At 67.4% G+C, this 17,414-nt stretch carries 13 protein-coding genes and 1 pseudogene; 9 read left to right on the forward strand and 5 right to left on the reverse strand.

Annotation, left to right across the window (positions count from 1 at the left end; genetic code table 11):
- From V7082_RS18080 to V7082_RS18090, 3 genes and pseudogenes are all read left to right on the forward strand, one after another.
- A pseudogene (locus tag V7082_RS18080) lies at window positions 1-2,231 on the forward strand (DNA-directed RNA polymerase subunit beta'); the annotation flags it as partial.
- 225 nt (window positions 2,232-2,456) lie between these two features.
- Window positions 2,457-3,848 carry a class II 3-deoxy-7-phosphoheptulonate synthase gene (locus V7082_RS18085; protein WP_334150776.1) on the forward strand — a complete coding sequence of 464 codons (1,392 nt, stop codon included), beginning with the start codon at window positions 2,457-2,459 and terminating at the stop codon, window positions 3,846-3,848.
- Between the two features lie 90 nt (window positions 3,849-3,938).
- A complete protein-coding gene (locus V7082_RS18090) occupies window positions 3,939-4,289 on the forward strand; it encodes a hypothetical protein (RefSeq protein WP_334150778.1) in 351 nt (116 codons plus the stop codon).
- A 94-nt stretch (window positions 4,290-4,383) separates the two neighbouring features.
- On the opposite strand, the gene ppa is transcribed toward V7082_RS18090, so the two are convergent.
- Both ppa and V7082_RS18100 read right to left on the reverse strand, forming a co-directional pair.
- Entirely contained in the window at window positions 4,384-4,917 is a 534-nt protein-coding gene (gene ppa / locus V7082_RS18095; RefSeq protein WP_334150779.1) for an inorganic diphosphatase, read from the reverse strand.
- Window positions 4,918-5,034: 117 nt separating this feature from the next.
- Window positions 5,035-5,982 carry an AEC family transporter gene (locus tag V7082_RS18100; RefSeq protein WP_334150781.1) on the reverse strand — a complete coding sequence of 316 codons (948 nt, stop codon included), beginning with the start codon at window positions 5,980-5,982 and terminating at the stop codon, window positions 5,035-5,037.
- A 190-nt stretch (window positions 5,983-6,172) separates the two neighbouring features.
- Between V7082_RS18100 and V7082_RS18105 the strand changes: the two genes are divergently transcribed.
- Window positions 6,173-7,846: an NAD+ synthase gene (locus V7082_RS18105; RefSeq protein WP_334150782.1), complete on the forward strand. Its 1,674-nt coding sequence runs from the start codon at window positions 6,173-6,175 to the stop codon at window positions 7,844-7,846.
- A gap of 94 nt (window positions 7,847-7,940) precedes the next feature.
- Here the strand turns inward: V7082_RS18105 and V7082_RS18110 are convergent, their stop codons facing one another.
- Window positions 7,941-9,413, reverse strand: a complete 1,473-nt coding sequence (locus V7082_RS18110; protein ID WP_334150784.1) for a protein kinase domain-containing protein — start codon at window positions 9,411-9,413, stop codon at window positions 7,941-7,943.
- A gap of 182 nt (window positions 9,414-9,595) precedes the next feature.
- Between V7082_RS18110 and V7082_RS18115 the strand changes: the two genes are divergently transcribed.
- Window positions 9,596-11,167 carry an FHA domain-containing protein gene (locus V7082_RS18115; RefSeq protein ID WP_334150786.1) on the forward strand — a complete coding sequence of 524 codons (1,572 nt, stop codon included), beginning with the start codon at window positions 9,596-9,598 and terminating at the stop codon, window positions 11,165-11,167.
- Between the two features lie 62 nt (window positions 11,168-11,229).
- On the opposite strand, the gene meaB is transcribed toward V7082_RS18115, so the two are convergent.
- On the reverse strand, window positions 11,230-12,207 hold the full coding sequence (meaB, locus tag V7082_RS18120) for a methylmalonyl Co-A mutase-associated GTPase MeaB (RefSeq protein WP_334150787.1): 978 nt from the start codon (window positions 12,205-12,207) through the stop codon (window positions 11,230-11,232).
- A gap of 163 nt (window positions 12,208-12,370) precedes the next feature.
- A complete protein-coding gene (locus tag V7082_RS18125) occupies window positions 12,371-13,369 on the reverse strand; it encodes a zinc metalloprotease HtpX (RefSeq protein ID WP_334150789.1) in 999 nt (332 codons plus the stop codon).
- 480 nt (window positions 13,370-13,849) lie between these two features.
- On the opposite strand from V7082_RS18125, the gene rpsL reads away from it, so the two are divergent.
- The 4 genes from rpsL to V7082_RS18145 all read left to right on the forward strand — a co-directional run.
- Window positions 13,850-14,221, forward strand: coding sequence for a 30S ribosomal protein S12 (gene rpsL / locus V7082_RS18130; RefSeq protein ID WP_023788142.1), 372 nt, complete (start codon window positions 13,850-13,852; stop codon window positions 14,219-14,221).
- A 114-nt stretch (window positions 14,222-14,335) separates the two neighbouring features.
- Window positions 14,336-14,806 carry a 30S ribosomal protein S7 gene (gene rpsG / locus V7082_RS18135; protein WP_334150792.1) on the forward strand — a complete coding sequence of 157 codons (471 nt, stop codon included), beginning with the start codon at window positions 14,336-14,338 and terminating at the stop codon, window positions 14,804-14,806.
- Window positions 14,807-14,835: 29 nt separating this feature from the next.
- Window positions 14,836-16,926: an elongation factor G gene (fusA, locus tag V7082_RS18140; RefSeq protein ID WP_334150794.1), complete on the forward strand. Its 2,091-nt coding sequence runs from the start codon at window positions 14,836-14,838 to the stop codon at window positions 16,924-16,926.
- A gap of 88 nt (window positions 16,927-17,014) precedes the next feature.
- Window positions 17,015-17,414, forward strand: a 400-nt coding sequence (locus V7082_RS18145) for a GTP-binding protein (protein ID WP_334150796.1), incomplete at its 3' end; no start/stop codon positions are given.

Raw genomic sequence — 17,414 nt, forward strand, 5'->3', positions numbered from 1 at the left:
AGCAGTACAACGACGGCCTCATCACCCAGCTCGAGAAGTACAACAAGGTGGTGGATGCCTGGTCGAAGTGCACCGACCAGATCGCCAAGGAGATGATGGATCGCATCTCCGCGACCGAGAAGGACAGCGCCGGCCACGAAAAGCAGATCAACTCGGTCTACATGATGAGCCATTCCGGCGCGCGCGGCTCGCCCGCGCAGATGAAGCAGCTCGCCGGCATGCGCGGCCTCATGACCAAGCCTTCGGGCGAGATCATCGAGACGCCGATCATCTCCAACTTCAAGGAGGGCCTGTCGGTCCTCGAGTACTTCAACTCGACCCACGGCGCCCGCAAGGGCCTCGCCGACACGGCGCTCAAGACCGCCAACTCGGGCTACCTGACGCGCCGGCTCGTCGACGTGGCGCAGGACAGCATCATTATCGAGGAGGACTGCGGAACCGATCGCGGCATTAAGGTGCAGGCGGTCGTCGATGCCGGTCAGGTGATCGTCTCGCTCGGCGCCCGCGTGCTGGGCCGCACCGCGGCCGAGGACATCGTCGCGACCGGCGAGAATGGCGAGGAGGCCGTCATCCTCAAGGCCGGCGAGTTGATCGAGGAGAGGCACGCCGACGCCATCGAGAAGGCGCAGATCCAGGAGGTCCGCATTCGCTCGGTGCTGACCTGCGAGACGATCACCGGCGTGTGCGCCAGGTGCTACGGCCGCGATCTGGCGCGCGGCACGCCGGTCAACATCGGCGAGGCGGTCGGCGTCATTGCCGCCCAGTCGATCGGCGAGCCCGGCACCCAGCTCACGATGCGCACGTTCCACATCGGCGGCACGGCGAACGTCGTCGATCAGTCGTTCATCGAGAGCAATTTCAACGGCAAGGTGCGGATCAAGAACCGCGCCATCGTGAAGGACGGCCAGGGGCGTCTCATCGCCATGGGCCGCACGATGTCGATCGTCATCGTCGACCAGTCGGGCAAGGAGCTTGCGACCCACAAGATCCAGTACGGTGCCCGCCTGCACGTCGACGAAGGCGACGATGTGAAGCGCGGCACCCGTATCGCCCAGTGGGACCCCTACACGCGTCCGATCATCACGGAAGCCTCGGGCAAGATCGAGTTCGAGGATCTGATCGAGGGCGTCTCCGTGCGCGAGCAGACGGACGAGGTGAAGGGCACCACCAACCGCGTCATCGTCGATTGGCGTGCGACGCCGCGCGGCGCCGAGTTGAAGCCGGCGATCGTCATCAAGGACGCCAAGGGCCAGCACGTGAAGGTGGCCCGTGGCGGCGATGCCCGCTACCTGCTGTCGGTGGACGCCATTCTCTCGGTCGAGCCCGGCCAGGAGGTCCAGGCCGGCGACGTCATCGCCCGCGTTCCGCTGGCGACGGCCAAGCAGAGCGACATCACGGGCGGTCTGCCGCGCGTGGCGGAACTCTTCGAGGCGCGCCGTCCGAAGGATCACGCCATCATCGCCGAGGTTTCCGGCACGGTGGAGTTCGGCAAGGACTACAAGAACAAGCAGCGCGTCAGCATCCGGCCGGATGACGAGAATGCGGAGCCCGTCGAGTATCTGATCCCGCGCGGCAAGAGCCTGGCTGTCCAGCCTGGCGACCGGGTCGATCGCGGCGATTACATCTACGACGGCAATCCGGCGCCGCACGACATTCTGGCCATCAAGGGCGTCGAGGAGCTCGCCAACTACCTGATCAACGAGATCCAGGACGTCTACCGTCTGCAAGGCGTGACCATCAACGACAAGCATATCGAGGTCATCGTTCGGCAGATGCTGCAGAAGGTCGAGATCACCGACACCGGCGAGACGGACTTCATCAAGGGCGAGCAGGTCGACCGCATCGAGTTCGACGAGGTGAATGCCAAGGTGGAGAAGGCGGGCAAGCGCCCGGCCTCCGCGACGCCGGTTCTGCTCGGCATCACCAAGGCGTCGCTGCAGACTCGCTCGTTCATCTCCGCGGCCTCGTTCCAGGAGACCACCCGCGTGCTGACCGACGCCGCCGTGATCGGCAAGTCGGATACGCTCGAGGGCCTCAAGGAGAACGTGATCGTCGGCCGTCTCATTCCCGCCGGCACGGGCGGCATGCTGCGTCAGCTGCGTCGCATCGCCTCCAAGCGCGACGAGCTGATCAGCAAGGAGAAGGCGCGCGCCGACGCCGAGAAGGCGCTTTCGCCTCCGGGCATGGAGATGGGCGGACCGGCCCGCCGCCGCCGCCGCGTCGCGGAGTAGGCGGCAGGCGCCGCGCGACACGAGACTGAGACCAAGGCGGCCGGTCCTCCGGCCGCCTTCGTCGTTTCTGCCGCTTGCACGGGGCCCCTCGCGCCGGCGACGCGCGCACCCTATCTATCCGCCGACACTTGCCCTATAAGCCGCCGTGAAATGCGCGTATCCTGATTGTATGGAGAAGGCCATGCCGGCCGAGAGCGCGCGCGGCAGGAAGAAGGTTGAGACACGATGCCCACCACCTGGTCCCCCGAGAGCTGGCGCTCGTTTCCGATCGTCCAGGTTCCCGAGTACGCCGATGCCGCCGCGCTGGCGGACGTCGAGGGCCGGCTGGCAACCTTTCCGCCGCTCGTCTTCGCAGGCGAGGCGCGCGAGCTGAAGAAGGCGCTGGGCGAGGTCGCCAAGGGCGAGGGCTTCATGCTCCAGGGCGGCGACTGCGCCGAAAGCTTCCTCGAGCACCGCGCCGACAACATCCGCGATTTCTTCCGCGTCTTCCTGCAGATGGCGGTTGTGCTGACCTATGCCGGCGGCAGCCCCGTGGTGAAGGTGGGTCGCATCGCCGGCCAGTTCGCCAAGCCCCGCTCGTCGCCGAGTGAGAAGAAGGGCGACACAGAGCTGCCCTCCTACCGCGGTGACATCATCAACGGCGCCGACTTCACGGCGGAATCGCGCATTCCCGATCCGCAGCGCCAGCTCGAGGCTTACCGTCAGTCCGCCGCGACCCTGAACCTGATCCGCGCCTTCGCGACCGGCGGCTACGCCGATCTCGAGCGCGTGCACCAGTGGAACATGGGTTTCGTCAAGGACAGCCCCCAGGGGCACCGCTACCAGGAGCTCGCCGACCGCATCGCCGAGACGCTGGGCTTCATGCGCGCCTGCGGCATCACGAGCGCCAACACGCCCCAGCTCCGCGCGACGAGCTTCTACACCAGCCACGAGGCGCTGCTCTTGAACTATGAGCAGGCGCTGACCCGCCTCGATTCCACGAGCGGCGACTGGTACGCGACGAGTGGGCACATGCTGTGGATCGGCGACCGCACGCGCCAGTTGGACCACGCGCACGTCGAGTTCTGCCGCGGCATCAAGAATCCGATCGGCATCAAGTGCGGTCCGTCACTGGATGCGGACGGGCTTCTGCGCCTGATCGACATCCTGAACCCCAAGGACGAGGCGGGCCGCCTCACCCTGATTTGCCGCTTCGGCCACGAGAAGGCTGGCCAGCATCTGCCGAAGCTGATCCGCGCCGTGAAGAAGGCGGGGCGCACCGTCGTCTGGGCGTGTGATCCGATGCACGGCAACACGATCAGCGCCGCCAACGGCTACAAGACGCGCCCCTTCGACCGCATCCTGAAGGAGGTGGAGGCGTTCTTCGACGTGCATCGCGCCGAAGGCACGCACGCGGGCGGCATCCACGTCGAGATGACGGGGCAGAATGTCACCGAGTGCACGGGCGGCGCGGTCGCCATCTCGGAAACGGATCTCATGGACCGCTACCACACCCAGTGCGATCCGCGCCTCAATGCGGATCAGTCGCTGGAGCTGGCCTTCCTCGTGGCCGAGCGCATGAAGCTCGAGCGCGAGGCGCGCGGTACCCCGAGCCTTCCTGCCGCAGCGGCGGGCTGACGCTGTCCGGAACCGCCGGAGTCCTGAAGCGTTTCCTCTGGTGAAAGAGGCGTGCGGGTGTCGCGCGCCCTGCTGAACGCGGAGGATCGAATGAGCACGCTCAGCCATCAGGGGAGCGCCATGCTCTCCAGCTTTCTTGCCCTCGTCGGAGTCCGTGACGCGGATCCGGGCGAGGATGAGTTCGTCGGGACCTGGCGCGTCGAGGATTCGCAAGGTCGACCGTTCGAGATCGTGCTGTCCGCATCCGGCCGCGCCGAAGCCGACCGCGCCGGCGAGGGCCTGAACGGCACATGGGACCGGGACGGGACGTCCGCGGTGATCACCTGGGATACGGGCTGGACGACGAAGATTACGCGGATCGGCGACGGCTACACGAAAACCGCCTATGACACGACGGCCGCCGCGCCGACGAGCACCTCGCCTGCGGAAAAGACCGGTTAGAGCGCGTCGGATCCGCGCTCTGAGTGCGACGGTTCGCGCTTCGGACGCAGCGCCGGACAGGACGCGCAAAGGCGACGAGCATTCACGTGGCGCGTCAGCCTTTGCCCTTGGCGCGCTCGATGGCTTCCGTGATGCGCTGTTGCGCCTCGGCGGTGTCACCCCAGTGATGGATCTTGGCCCACTTCCCGGGCTCGAGGTCCTTATAGTGCGCGAAGAAGTGCTCGATCTGCTGCAGCGAGATCGACGGCATATCCGTGTAGCAGCCGATCTTCTCGTAGCGGCGCGAAATCTTGTGTGAGGGGACGGCGAGGATCTTCTCGTCGCCGCCGGCCTCGTCCTCCATCACCAGCACGCCGACCGGCCGGCAGTTGATGACCGCGCCGGGCACGATCGTGCGCGTGTTGCAGACCAGCACATCGATCGGGTCTCCGTCCTCGGACAGCGTGTGCGGCACGAACCCGTAGTTCCCCGGGTAGCGCATCGGCGTGTAGAGAAAGCGGTCGACGACCAGCGTCCCCGAGGTCTTGTCCAGCTCATACTTGATCGGCTCCCCGCCGACCGACACCTCGATGATGACGTTGATGTCCTCAGGTGGGTTTTTTCCGATGGCGATGGCGTCGAGGCGCATTGGGATAAGCCTTCCCGTTGGTGGTTTTCAAATGCTGTGCCTCATGCGGGGAGCGCACACAAGGGGATGCGGCGTCTCTGCTGCTTGTCCTTTAGACCATTTCCGAAGCCCTTGCCGTTAAGGTTGAGCGCCGACCCCGAGCGCCAGCATGAGGAGCGGCAGCGTCGCCAGCGCGCCGAGCGTCGAGACCAGGATCACCGCCGATGTCACCACGGCCGGCAGCTTGTAGAACTCCGCCAGCATGAAGGGGCCGGTGCCGGTGGGCATGGCCGCCAGCAGCACCGCCATCGCCGCGAGCCTGGGCGGCACCGCGAGGGCCGATGCGAGCCCCCACGTCAAAACCGGGTGCACGAACAATTTCACGGCCGCGAGCGCGAGCGCCGATTTCCGTTCAGCGGTTGCGACAGGACGCGGCTCTCCGAGAAACAGGCCGATCACCACCAGCGCCAGCGGGCTTGCGGCGCCGCCGAGCAGCTTGAGGAACGTTTCGGCTGCGCCCGGCAGCCCGAGCCCGGTCGCACCGTAGAGCGCCCCCAGCACCGGCGCGACCAGCAGCGGGTTGCGGATGAGCGAGCCGCCGACCTTGCGCGCGAGCGGCAGCGGGCGGTGCTCGCGATGGCTCCCGATCTCGATCAGCACAATCGCCGACGCGAACAAGACGCACACCGTGAGGATGGAGGCGATGGTCACCGGAATGAGGCTCTCCGCACCGAACAGCATGAGAAGCACCGGGAATCCCATGTAGGCCGTGTTGGCGTAGGAGCCGAGCAGTCCGTTGATGCTCGCCGCTGCGAGCGGCCGTCCGGCCATGAGGCTGAGGCCGACGGTGCCGTAAAAGACCGCGCCGCACGCGAGCCCGAACGCGGCGATGAAGCCGGGCTGCGCGAGATCGCTCGCCTCGGCATGGGCCATGACATCGAACAGCAGGGCCGGCAGCGCGAGGTAGATGACGAAGCGGTTGAGCTCCGAGACGGCTGCCAGCCCGATCACGCCGAGGCGCCGCGCGCCGTAGCCGCTGGCGATCAGCGCGAAGACGGGAGCGACGATGGAGAGGACGGAGAGCATGGGAGGGAAGACTCGCGCCGGAAGCGGCCACCTCGTTCTGTAATGACTGCCGCTTCCGAGGTCCACCGCGCGCCGAAGGGGCCTGACCCGGAGCCCGTGTTCCACCGACGGGTCCGAAAGCCGGCAAAAGAGGTGGCCGCGCGCCGAAGCCCCTGGACCCGGGCCGGCCGCAGCCCTAAATCATGCCGCCATGAGCCAAAACGCCCCCCCCGCCCCATCCTCCCTCAAGATCGCGTTCGCCCAGTTGAACCCCATCGTGGGCGATCTTGCGGGCAACGAGCAGAAGCTCCTCGACGCACGCGCCGAGGCGGCGGCGGCAGGGGCCGATCTGATCGTCTTCCCGGAGCTGTTCTATACCGGCTATCCGCCGGAAGACCTCGTGCTAAAGCCGGCATTCCACACCGCCGCGCGCACGCGCGTCGAGGCGCTGGCCGCGCGCCTGGGACCCGGGCCCGGCGTGCTCGTCGGCACCGTGTGGCCCGAGGGCGGCGCCATCTACAACGCGGCCGTGCTGCTCGACGGCGGCACCGTCGCCGCCGTCCGCTTCAAGGCCGACCTTCCCAACTACGGCGTCTTCGATGAGAAGCGCGTCTTCACGGCCGGCGACCTCCCGAGCCCGATCGCCTTTCGCGGTGTCCGCATCGGCGCGCCGATCTGCGAGGACATCTGGAAGGACGAGGTGACGGAGTGCCTCGCCGAATGCGGAGCCGAGATCCTGATCGCGCTCAACGGCTCGCCCTTCGACTGGAAGAAGCCCGACGTGCGCATGAACGTGGCCGTGGCGCGCGTGATCGAGACCGGGCTGCCGCTTGCCTATGTCAACCAGGTGGGCGGGCAGGACGAGCTGGTGTTCGACGGGGCCTCCTTCGTCGTCAACGCCGACTGCACGCTCGCAGCCCAGCTCCCGGCCTGGGAGGAGCAAATTGCCATCACGGAGTGGACCCGATCCGAATCCGGCTGGATCTGCGCCAAAGGCCCCATGCCTCGTCTGACCGAGGGTGATGCCGCGGCCTATCACGCCTGCGTCCTGGGCTTGCGCGACTACGTGGACAAGAACCGCTTCCCCGGCGTTGTCCTCGGCCTGTCCGGCGGGATCGACAGCGCCCTCGTCGCCGCCATGGCGGTGGATGCCCTCGGCCCCGGCCGCGTGCACGCGGTCATGATGCCGTATCGCTACACGTCCGGCCAGAGCATCGCCGACGCGACGGCGTGCGCCGAGGCGCTGGGCATCCGCCTCGACACGGTGCCGATCGAGCCGGCGGTCGCCGGGTTCGCCGAGGCCCTCGCGCCGATGTTCGCCGGCAGGCCCCCCGACATCGCCGAGGAGAACATCCAGAGCCGCACGCGCGGTGTCGTGGTCATGGCGATCTCGAACAAGTTCGGCGCCATGGTGCTGACGACGGGCAACAAGAGCGAGATGAGCGTCGGCTACGCCACGCTCTACGGCGACATGAACGGCGGCTTCAACCCGGTGAAGGACCTCTACAAGCTGGAGGTCTACCGTCTCGCGCGCTGGCGAAACGCCAACGTGCCCAAGGGCGGCCAAGGCCCCGCGGGCGAGGTGATCCCCGAGAGCATCATCACGCGCGTTCCGACCGCCGAGCTGCGCGAGAACCAGACCGACCAGGACAGCCTGCCGCCCTACGAGATCCTCGACGACATCCTCTCCTGCCTCGTCGAGAAGGAGATGCCGGTCGCCGACGTGATCCAGCGCGGCCACGACCCGGACGTGGTGCGCAAGGTGGAGCGGCTGCTTTATCTCGCGGAGTACAAGCGCCGCCAGGCCGCGCCGGGCGTGAAGATCTCGAGCCGCAATTTTGGCCGCGACCGCCGCTACCCCATCACCAACCGGTTCAGGGAGTAGTGGGGCAGCTCCCCTCACCGGCGCAGCGTCATGGCTCCGCCATGACGGGGAGAGGTCGGCGCGAAACGCCGGGTGAGGGGGTGGTCTTGCTCCGTCACTCCGCCCGCTTGCCGTCCGCGCAGAATGTCAGCGCCACCTCGCACATGCCGTAGGCGCGCTCGCACGCCCAGCGGGCGTCCTTCTGGGCGAGGTCCATCGATTGGCCCGCGGATGCGCGCCAGCGCGTGGGATCGGAAGGCATTTCGGCCAACGCCCAACATTCGTTTTGCGTCAGCGTCGCGATCACCTTGCAGCCCTGATCAAACACCTCGGAGCAGCGTTTCAGGGCCGCCGCCTCCGCCGCGGCCCGGCTCGGCTCCTCGACGCGGGCGAAGATGTTGCCGCCGTTGTCCACCACCGCGGCCCAGCAGTCCGCACCGGAAAACATGCCCCCGCACGCCGCGAACGGGCTCCTGTGGCTGCTTGCGAGCAGCGCTGCGCCTCCGCCCACGACGAGCAGCGCCAGCAACGCCGCGAGCATGCCTGCAATTCCCCGCCGTTTGCGTCTGCTGGCGCCGGCCTTCGAGACGCGCGTCATGAGCCGCGTGTAAGCCAGCGGCACGCCGAGGCGGCTCTGCGGCTGAGGCTGCGGGATGGCCGTCGTCGGCCGCGTCACCGTCGATACCTCTTCCGGCACGACCGTGCTGCCCGCGAGCAGCATCGCCCGCCAGTCCGCGACCGACTGGGGCCGTTCCGCCGGCGAGAGCCGCAGCCCTCCGTCGATCGCCGCGAGAAAGCTTTTCCGATAGGACGTGTCGGCGGCCCGAACGGCGGGCGTGAGGTCGTCGGAAAGCTGCCGCGCGGTGGCCTCCGCGGGCCGCTCCCCGGTGACGGCCCGATAGAGCGTTGCGGCGAAGGCGTAGATATCGGTCCAGGGGCCGTAGCGGTCCGCGTTCGATGTGTACTGCTCGGGCGCCGAGTAGCCGCATTTGAACACCAGCGCCGAGACGAGCTGCGAATGCTGTTTGATCTCGAAGCGCGAGGCGCCGAAGTCGAGCAGGATCGGCGCCCCGTCTGCGCCGCGGATCATGATGTTCTCGGGCGAGATATCGAGGTGCCAGGTGCGGTTCTCGTGGACGAGCGCGAGCGCCGAGAGGAGGGGCGCCGCCACGAGGTCGATCTCGTCCTGCGTCGGCCGGCCGTCGAGGCTCCGAAGCCATCTTTCGAGCGTCACGCCGCGGACGAGGTCGAGCACCATGTAGGCCGTGTCGTTCGCCTCGAACACGCGCCGCACGCCGATGATGTTGGGATGATTGAACTGGGCGAGCAGCCGCGCCTCGTCGAAGAACTTCCGGAGCCCCCAGCGGTAGTCCTCCTCCGCATTGGCGCGGGCGCGGAATTTGAGGCTGCGGCCCTCGCGGCGCACGAGGTCCTCGGGAAAGAACTCCTTGAGCGCGAACTCCCTGTTCAGCATCTCGTCGCGGATGAGGTAGGTGATGCCGAAGCCGCCACGCCCGAGGATGCCCGTGATCACATACTGGTCGATCCGCGTCCCCGGCGGCAGCACGGTCTCGTCTCGAGCGTCCATGGGGCGTGGGCCTCCTCCCGCGTCGCGCCCGACAATGCCTCATTCGCCTTATGCCGGAAAGGGTTGCTCGTGCGCCGTGCGAGCGCTTCCTGTGGGTCGAGGCCACCCCTTGTTGAACGGCCAATCCCGTCGGCGTAAAATGATTCACCCTACGACCTGGGGCGGTGACGGGAGACGCGGGGATGCGGCGCTTGGCGAGGCAGCGCGAAGCGATTGTTGTGGCCGGCGTGCTGCTCTCCGTCATCGGGTCGCGTGGCGCCGGCGCCACCGAGACGAAGCTGGTTGCCGAGTGCCGGGAGCCCGCTCAGGCGGCGGGGGCAGCACCCGCGAGCGTGTCCTGCGACGTGCGCGCCGGCGGCTTTGCCGTCTTCGAGGGTGTGACGGCGGCGATCAAGGGCGGCACGGGCGAGCTCGCATCCAGCTTCAAGGCGTTCGACGCGGCCGAACGCTCCACCAACACCGCCTACCTCATCCAGCTCATGCCGAACGCCCGCCGCGCGACGCTGGCCGAGATGGGGGATGCCGTCGTGACGCTGACGGACCGACGCCAGGGCCGGCGCCGCTTTTCCGCCTACAGCTACGGCAGCGCGCTGGCTCCCATCGCCGATTCCGGCACCTCCAAGGCCGAGTTCGTGCGCCAGATGATCGCGCTCAAGCCGGCCGCCACCAAGGTGCAGCTCTACAAGGCCGCCCTCGAGGCCATCGAGGCGCTAGCCCGGGAAGGCGGTGATCGCAAGGCGCTCGTCATTCTCGGCGACGGCACCTCGGACGACGCGGGCGACTCCTCCCACGATCAGGTCGTGGCCGCCGCAAGGGAGGCCGGGGTCGTCATCCACGTTCTCGGCTACGACGGCGACCGCGCCGACCGGACGAAGTTCCAGAACCTGTCGCGGCTCGCCGAGGAGACGGGCGGCTATGCAGCCGAGATTAAGCAGGGCGCCGGCCGCGACGGCACGAAAGACGTCGTTTCGAGCCGTTTTGTCGAGGAGGTTCTGGAAAACGGTGGCACGCTGAAAGCAGATCTCGCCGGTGCCCTGGGCGCCGAGACCCTCGTGATGACCGCCCGTCTGGCCGACGGGACCGCGCTCGCGGCTGAGCAGGCGATCGACGTTCCGGCGCCGCCGGTGCCGCGCCTCGAAGCCACGACCCCGAGCCGCGAACCCGCCCTTGAGCCGACCGGTGTTCTGGGTGCCGTGACCATCCCTGCGCTCATCGTCGGGATCCTGGCCGTTCTCGGCGGGCTCGGCGCGTTCGCCTATCGGACCTACATCCGCCGCGAGCCGGAGGCCGCGGTCGCCGATCCCCCGGCGCCTGAACCGGCCCCAACCCCAGCCCCAGCCCCGGCTCACAACGAGCCCGTTGCGGAGCGCGTGCCCGAGCCGTCCGCGACCCGCATGGTCGTGCGCGGGCGAAAGGAGGCTGCGCGCGACGCGTCGGGAAGCGCGGTGGTCTACGGATGGCTCGAGACGATGGACGGCAAGGCCCTGCGTCACCCCCTGCGCACGACCGATGTCCACGTCGGCCGGCATCGCGACAACGACATCTGCCTCCAGAACGATTCTATCTCGCGCCGCCACGCGGTGCTGCATTACGACGCCGGGACGCGCCGCGTCGTGATCACAGACCTCGGCGGCAGCAACGGCGTCATCGTGAACCGGACCAAATGCGCCTCGCGTGAGCTGAACGACGGCGACACGGTGGAGCTCGGCGAGGTCCGTCTCCGGTTCCGGGCCGAAACGGGGGTCTCGGCCTGACGGCCGCCATCCATGCGAGTTTCAGCGATTCCGGCGCACGGAAGACGTTGGTCCGCGTTCGCCTACGCGCCGAGCAGCTTGCGCGCGGCGACGTCGGGGCTGACGCGCCCCGACAGAACCTCGTCGGACAGCCCGTCGATCTCGTGGTTGCTGTCCTCTTTCACGCGCCGCGCCACGATGTCGGCCGCCGCCCGCGCGATGAGGTAGCGCGCCCGCCGCCGTCGCCGCGCCATCGGGCCGGCCCCCGCGCCGCGCTGGCCGATCTCGCGCATGGTCTTGACCAGCTCCGGCACCCCTTCTCCCGTGGTTGCCGTGGTCTTGAGCACCGGCACAGGCGACCTCAGCGAGCGGATCGAAAGCGCGCCGAGCAGCTGCTGCAGCGTCAGCTCCGCGCCCTCGCGGTCGCCCTTGTTGACGACCAGAACGTCGGCGATCTCGAGCAGCCCCGACTTCATGGCCTGGATGTCGTCGCCGAGACCCGGCGCCGAGATCACGACGCGCACGTCGGCGACCTCCGCGACGTCCATTTCGTTCTGCCCGGTACCGACCGTCTCGAGGAGAATGAGATCGAACCCGGCCGCATCGAGCGCATCGATCACGCGCACCGCCGCAGGCGAGAGGCCGCCGAGATAGCCGCGGCTCGCGAGCGAGCGCACGAACACGCCGTCGTCGTCGAGCGCGGCCGTCATGCGGATCCGGTCGCCGAGAATGGCGCCGCCCGAGATCGGGCTCGACGGATCGACTGCGATGACGCCGACCGTGCCGCCCTGCGTGCGCACATGCGCGATGACGGCGTTGACCAGCGTCGATTTGCCGGCGCCCGGCGGGCCCGTGAAGCCGACCACGAGAGCCTTGCCGAGATAGGGCTGCAACGCTTCGAGAAGCGGCGGGGCGGAGACCGAGAGCTTCTCGAGCTCCGTCACGGCCGCCGCGATGGCCCGGCGCTCGCCGGCGCGCAAGCGCCGCACGAGGTCCGGAATGGCTTCGAGCTTCAACGTCGAGCGGGGCGGCGGCGGGCCTGATTGGGTCGTATCGTCCATGCTGGCGCTGATACGCGCACGGGGGACGCGAGGCAACCCCTCGCGCCGTCATGGGCGCCACTTCCCCTCCCCCTTGTGGGGGAGGCCGGGAAGGGGGCGGCAGACCATGAGCAGTCGGGATTCCCTCTGCCCTAACCGCTCCCCCAAAGGGGGGAGAGGGAAGTCAGAACCACAGCCCCGGCCACCGGTAGCGGGGCCGCATGTCGCCGGGTCCGTAGCCCACGAGAGAGAACATGGGCTGCTCGACGATGATCAGCCGATCATGGCGCACGGGCGGGGAGGACGCGGCATCGGGCACCGCGAGCCGGCGGATGCGCGCCTCCGTCTCCGGATGGGAGCGCAGCAGCGACGGAAGGGGGACCCGCCGCGCCGGCACGGGAAACATCAGGTCCTCCCAGAAATGCCCCGTATGCGTCTCGAGGCCGCGCAGCGCCGAGGCGAGCGCCTCGGCGTCGCCCGTGAGCGCCACTGCGGTCCGGTCGGCCTCGAACTCCCGGGCGCGCGAAAGCCCGAGCTGCATGAGGCTCGACAGGGCGGGCGCGAGATAGACCGCCAGCACCGCCCACCACGAGATCATGTCGTCGCCGCGTACGAAGGCCAGCACGTTGAAGAGGGCGAGCCCGAGCGCCGCGTAGCTCATGAGCTGCAGGACCCGGGTGATGACGTCGGCAATCCCCATCACCGCGAGGTCGCCGTTGCGGATGTGCGCCATCTCGTGGGCCAGCACGCCGGCTGTCTCGGCGAGCGAAAGGCGCCTCAGCAACCCTTCCGTCACGGCGACGGCCGAATGCACGCGCGAGCCGACCGCGAAGGCGTTGAGGGTCGCGCTCGGGATGACGTAGAGGTCGGGCCGCTGCGGCAAGTCCGCGCGATAGGCCAGGATGTCGACCAGGCTCGAAAGCTGGCTGTCGTCAGGCGGGATCCGCGTGGCACGGTAAAGGCGCATCACGGTCTCGGGCGGCAGGCGGGGCGCGAGCGCCACGGTGAGCGCGACGAGCCCCCCCGCCGCGAGGATCCCTGCAATTCCCCAGAGCAGTACCGCGGGAACCGCGACCAGGACGAAAAAGCCGGAAAAAAGCAGGGCCGCGTGCCGGAAATTGGGGTCCGAGGCGCTGGTCAGGGCGCGGCCGCCAAGGCCGGCCGCATCGAGGAAAGACGGCATGGCGCCCTCCGTGCAGTGGAAACCGGTCGCAACGGCGGAGCCCGCGCACGGCCCCGCCCATCCCCGCGATCGCGAGAAATGGCCGGAAAAAGCGTCTTTCCTGTGATAAGGAGCGAAGGGCGATGAGGGGCGCTTCGAAGCGGAAACGGCCGATCACTTCTTGCCGTTCGATTGTCCACAAGGTGTTGACCGGGAATCCGCGTTTGTATATAGGAACGCCACTCTCACGGTAGGTGGTAGGCCGTCTCCGCGCTCGCTTGCGCGCTAGCCTAAACGCTGCCGTCCCAAAGCAGAGGACATTTTCGGACCAAGATCGCTGGCGAGCCGAGAGGCAAGCCGGATGATCCTCTGGTTTTTTCCGTGCCAGGCTTCCGGGGCTCCGGGGCTCGGCGGGTTTCGTTTGCCGCATGCGCTCGTCTGGATGCGCGGCGGAGGCAAGCCACAAAGCGGTTGGAGCCGAGTGAAGAAACGGGGCGCTTGATGCCGACGATACAGCAGCTGATCCGGAAACCCCGGAGCCCGAAGGTCTATCGCGAGAAGTCGCGCCACATGGAGGCTTGTCCTCAGAAGCGTGGCGTGTGCACTCGCGTCTATACGACGACGCCGAAGAAGCCGAACTCGGCGCTTCGCAAGGTGGCCAAGATCCGCCTGACCAACGGCCACGAGGTGATCGGGTACATTCCGGGCGAAGGCCATAACCTTCAGGAGCACTCGGTGGTCCTGATCCGCGGCGGCCGCGTCAAGGACTTGCCCGGCGTCCGTTACCATATCCTGCGCGGCGTGCTCGACACCCAGGGCGTCGCCAACCGCAAGCAGCGTCGTTCGAAGTACGGAGCGAAGAGGCCGAAGTAGGCCTCTCTCGCGAGAGGTATCCCGGACGAGCCGCCTGGGCGGCGAAGATCCGGGATCTCGCAGTTCCAGGTGGCTCGCCGGGAGTGAGCCGAAAGATTTGAAGGACCAGGACCCATGTCCCGTCGTCACAGTGCAGAGAAGCGCGAAGTCAACCCGGATCCCAAGTATTCTGACTTGGTGATCACGAAGTTCATGAATGCGGTCATGTCGGACGGCAAGAAGTCCGTCGCCGAGCGCATCGTGTACGGCGCGCTCGAGCGCATGGAGCAGAAGGCAAAGTCGGATCCGATCGCCATGTTCCACCAGGCGCTCGACAACGTGATGCCGGCCGTCGAGGTTCGCTCGCGTCGCGTCGGCGGCGCCACCTATCAGGTTCCGGTCGAGGTTCGTTCCGAGCGCCGCCAGGCGCTCGCCATCCGCTGGATCATCACCGCGGCCCGCGGCCGCAACGAGAACACCATGGTCGAGCGTCTGTCGGGCGAGCTGCTCGATGCCGCTTCGAACCGCGGCACCGCAGTCAAGAAGCGTGAGGACACTCACAAGATGGCGGACGCCAACCGGGCGTTCTCGCATTACCGCTGGTAAACCGCGCGGCTGCGCAAAGGGAAACACTCATGGCCCGCCAATACCCTATCGAGGACTACCGCAACTTCGGCATCATGGCCCACATCGATGCCGGCAAGACGACGACGACCGAGCGGATCCTCTATTTCACCGGCAAGTCCTACAAGATCGGCGAAGTCCATGACGGCGCCGCGACCATGGACTTCATGGATCAGGAAGCTGAGCGCGGCATCACGATCACGTCGGCCGCGACCACCTGTTTCTGGGTCGACCGCAACAACAAGAAGCATCGCCTGAACATCATCGACACGCCGGGCCACGTCGACTTCACCATCGAGGTCGAGCGTTCGCTGCGCGTGCTCGACGGCGCGGTGTGCGTCCTCGACTCGAACCAGGGCGTCGAGCCGCAGACCGAGACCGTCTGGCGTCAGGGCGACAAGTACAACGTTCCGCGCATCATCTTCTCCAACAAGATGGATAAGACCGGTGCGGACTTCTACATGTGCCTCGCCGACATCAAGGACAAGCTCGGCGCGCGCGCGGTTCCGCTGCAGATTCCGATCGGTGCCGAGTCGAACTTCAGGGGCGTCGTCGACCTCATCAAGATGAAGTCCTACACCTGGGAAGGTGACGCCAAGGACGCGCCGATGGTCGAGGGCGAGATCCCGGCCGATCTCGCCGACAAGGCTGCCGAGTTCCGCGCCAACCTGATCGAGGCCGCCGTCGAGATGGACGACGCCGCGATGGAGGCGTACCTCGAGGGCAAGGAGCCCGACGCCGACACGCTGCGCAAGCTGATCCGCAAGGCGACGATCACGCGCGCCTTCTATCCGATGATGTGCGGCTCGGCCTTCAAGAACAAGGGCGTGCAGCCGCTGCTCGACGCCGTCGTCGACTTCCTGCCGAGCCCGCTCGATCGCGAAGCCTATAAGGGCATCGATCCGAAGACCGGCAAGGATCTCCTGCGCACGCCGTCCGATAGCGAGCCCCTCTCCATGATCGCTTTCAAGATCATGAGCTTCGAGCACGTCGGCTCGATCACGTTCTGCCGTATCTACTCGGGCAAGCTCGAGCAGGGGATGGCGCTCGCCAACACCTCGCGCGACAAGAAGGAGCGCGCCGGCCGCATGTATCTCATGCACGCCGCCGACCGCGAGGAGATCAAGGAGGCCTTTGCCGGCGACATCGTCGCGCTGCAGGGCATGAAGGATATCCGCACCGGCGAGACACTGTGCGATCCCGCCAATCCGGTGATCCTCGAGAAGATGGAGTTCCCGGAGCCCGTCATCAACCTCAAGATCGAGCCCAAGACCAAGGCCGATCAGGAGAAGATGGCGATTGCGCTCAACACCATGGCCGTCGAGGACCCCTCGTTCCGCGTCTCCATCGATCCGGAGAGCGGCGAAACGATCCTGAAGGGCATGGGCGAGCTTCATCTCGACATCAAGGTCGACATCCTGAAGCGCACGTACAACGTCGAGGCCAACGTCGGCCAGCCGCAGGTGGCCTACCGCGAGGCCCTCGCGCGTCCGGCGGACATTGACTACACGCACAAGAAGCAGACCGGCGGCACGGGCCAGTTCGCGCGCGTCAAGCTCAAGCTCGAGCCGAACGAGACGGGCAAGGGCAACGAGTTCGAGGCCACGATCGTCGGCGGCACGGTTCCTCGCGAATACATCCCGGGCGTCGAGAAGGGCGTCAAGTCCGTTTGGGATTCGGGTGTTCTGATCGGCTTCCCGCTCGTCGACATGAAGGTGACGCTGTACGACGGCGCGTTCCACGAGGTCGACTCGTCTGCGATCGCCTTCGAGATCGCGACGCGAGCCGCCATGAAGGAAGGCTGCGAGAAGGGCGGCGTGAAGATCCTCGAGCCGATCATGGACGTCGAGGTGGTGACGCCGGGCGACTTCGTCGGCTCGATCATCGGCGACATCAACTCCCGGCGCGGCCAGATCCGCAACCAGGAGATGCGCGGCAACGCCACGGTCATCCGGGCCTACGTTCCGCTCGCGAACATGTTCGGCTATGTGAGCCAGCTCCGGTCCATGTCGACGGGGCGCGCGTCTTACACCATGCAGTTCGCGCACTATTCCGACGTGCCGCGCAACGTGGCTGACGAAGTGAAGGCAAAATATGCCTGATCCGGCGGCCCCTGGCGGGGCCTGGGATGAGGCGAGGAAATCCGGGCGCAGCCCGGGACAGGATGAGAAGAGTTAAGGAGAGCCTACGATGGCCAAAGCAAAATTCGAGCGCAACAAGCCGCACGTCAACGTCGGCACCATCGGTCACGTCGACCACGGCAAGACCACGCTGACCGCAGCGCTGACGAAGGTCTCGTTCGACCGCGGCTGGACCACGACGGCGATCAGCTACGACAACGTCGCCAAGGCGTCCGAGAGCCAGGGCCGCCGCGACCCGACCAAGATTCTGACGATCGCCACGTCGCACGTCGAGTACGCGACGCCGAACCGCCACTACGCCCACGTCGACTGCCCGGGCCACGCCGACTACGTGAAGAACATGATCACGGGCGCCGCGCAGATGGACGGCGCGATCCTCGTCGTGTCGGCCGTCGACGGCCCGATGCCGCAGACCCGCGAGCACATCCTGCTCGCCCGCCAGGTCGGCG

It is taken from the genome of Hyphomicrobium sp., from assembly GCF_036833075.1.
GTDB lineage: Bacteria > Pseudomonadota > Alphaproteobacteria > Rhizobiales > Hyphomicrobiaceae > Hyphomicrobium_C.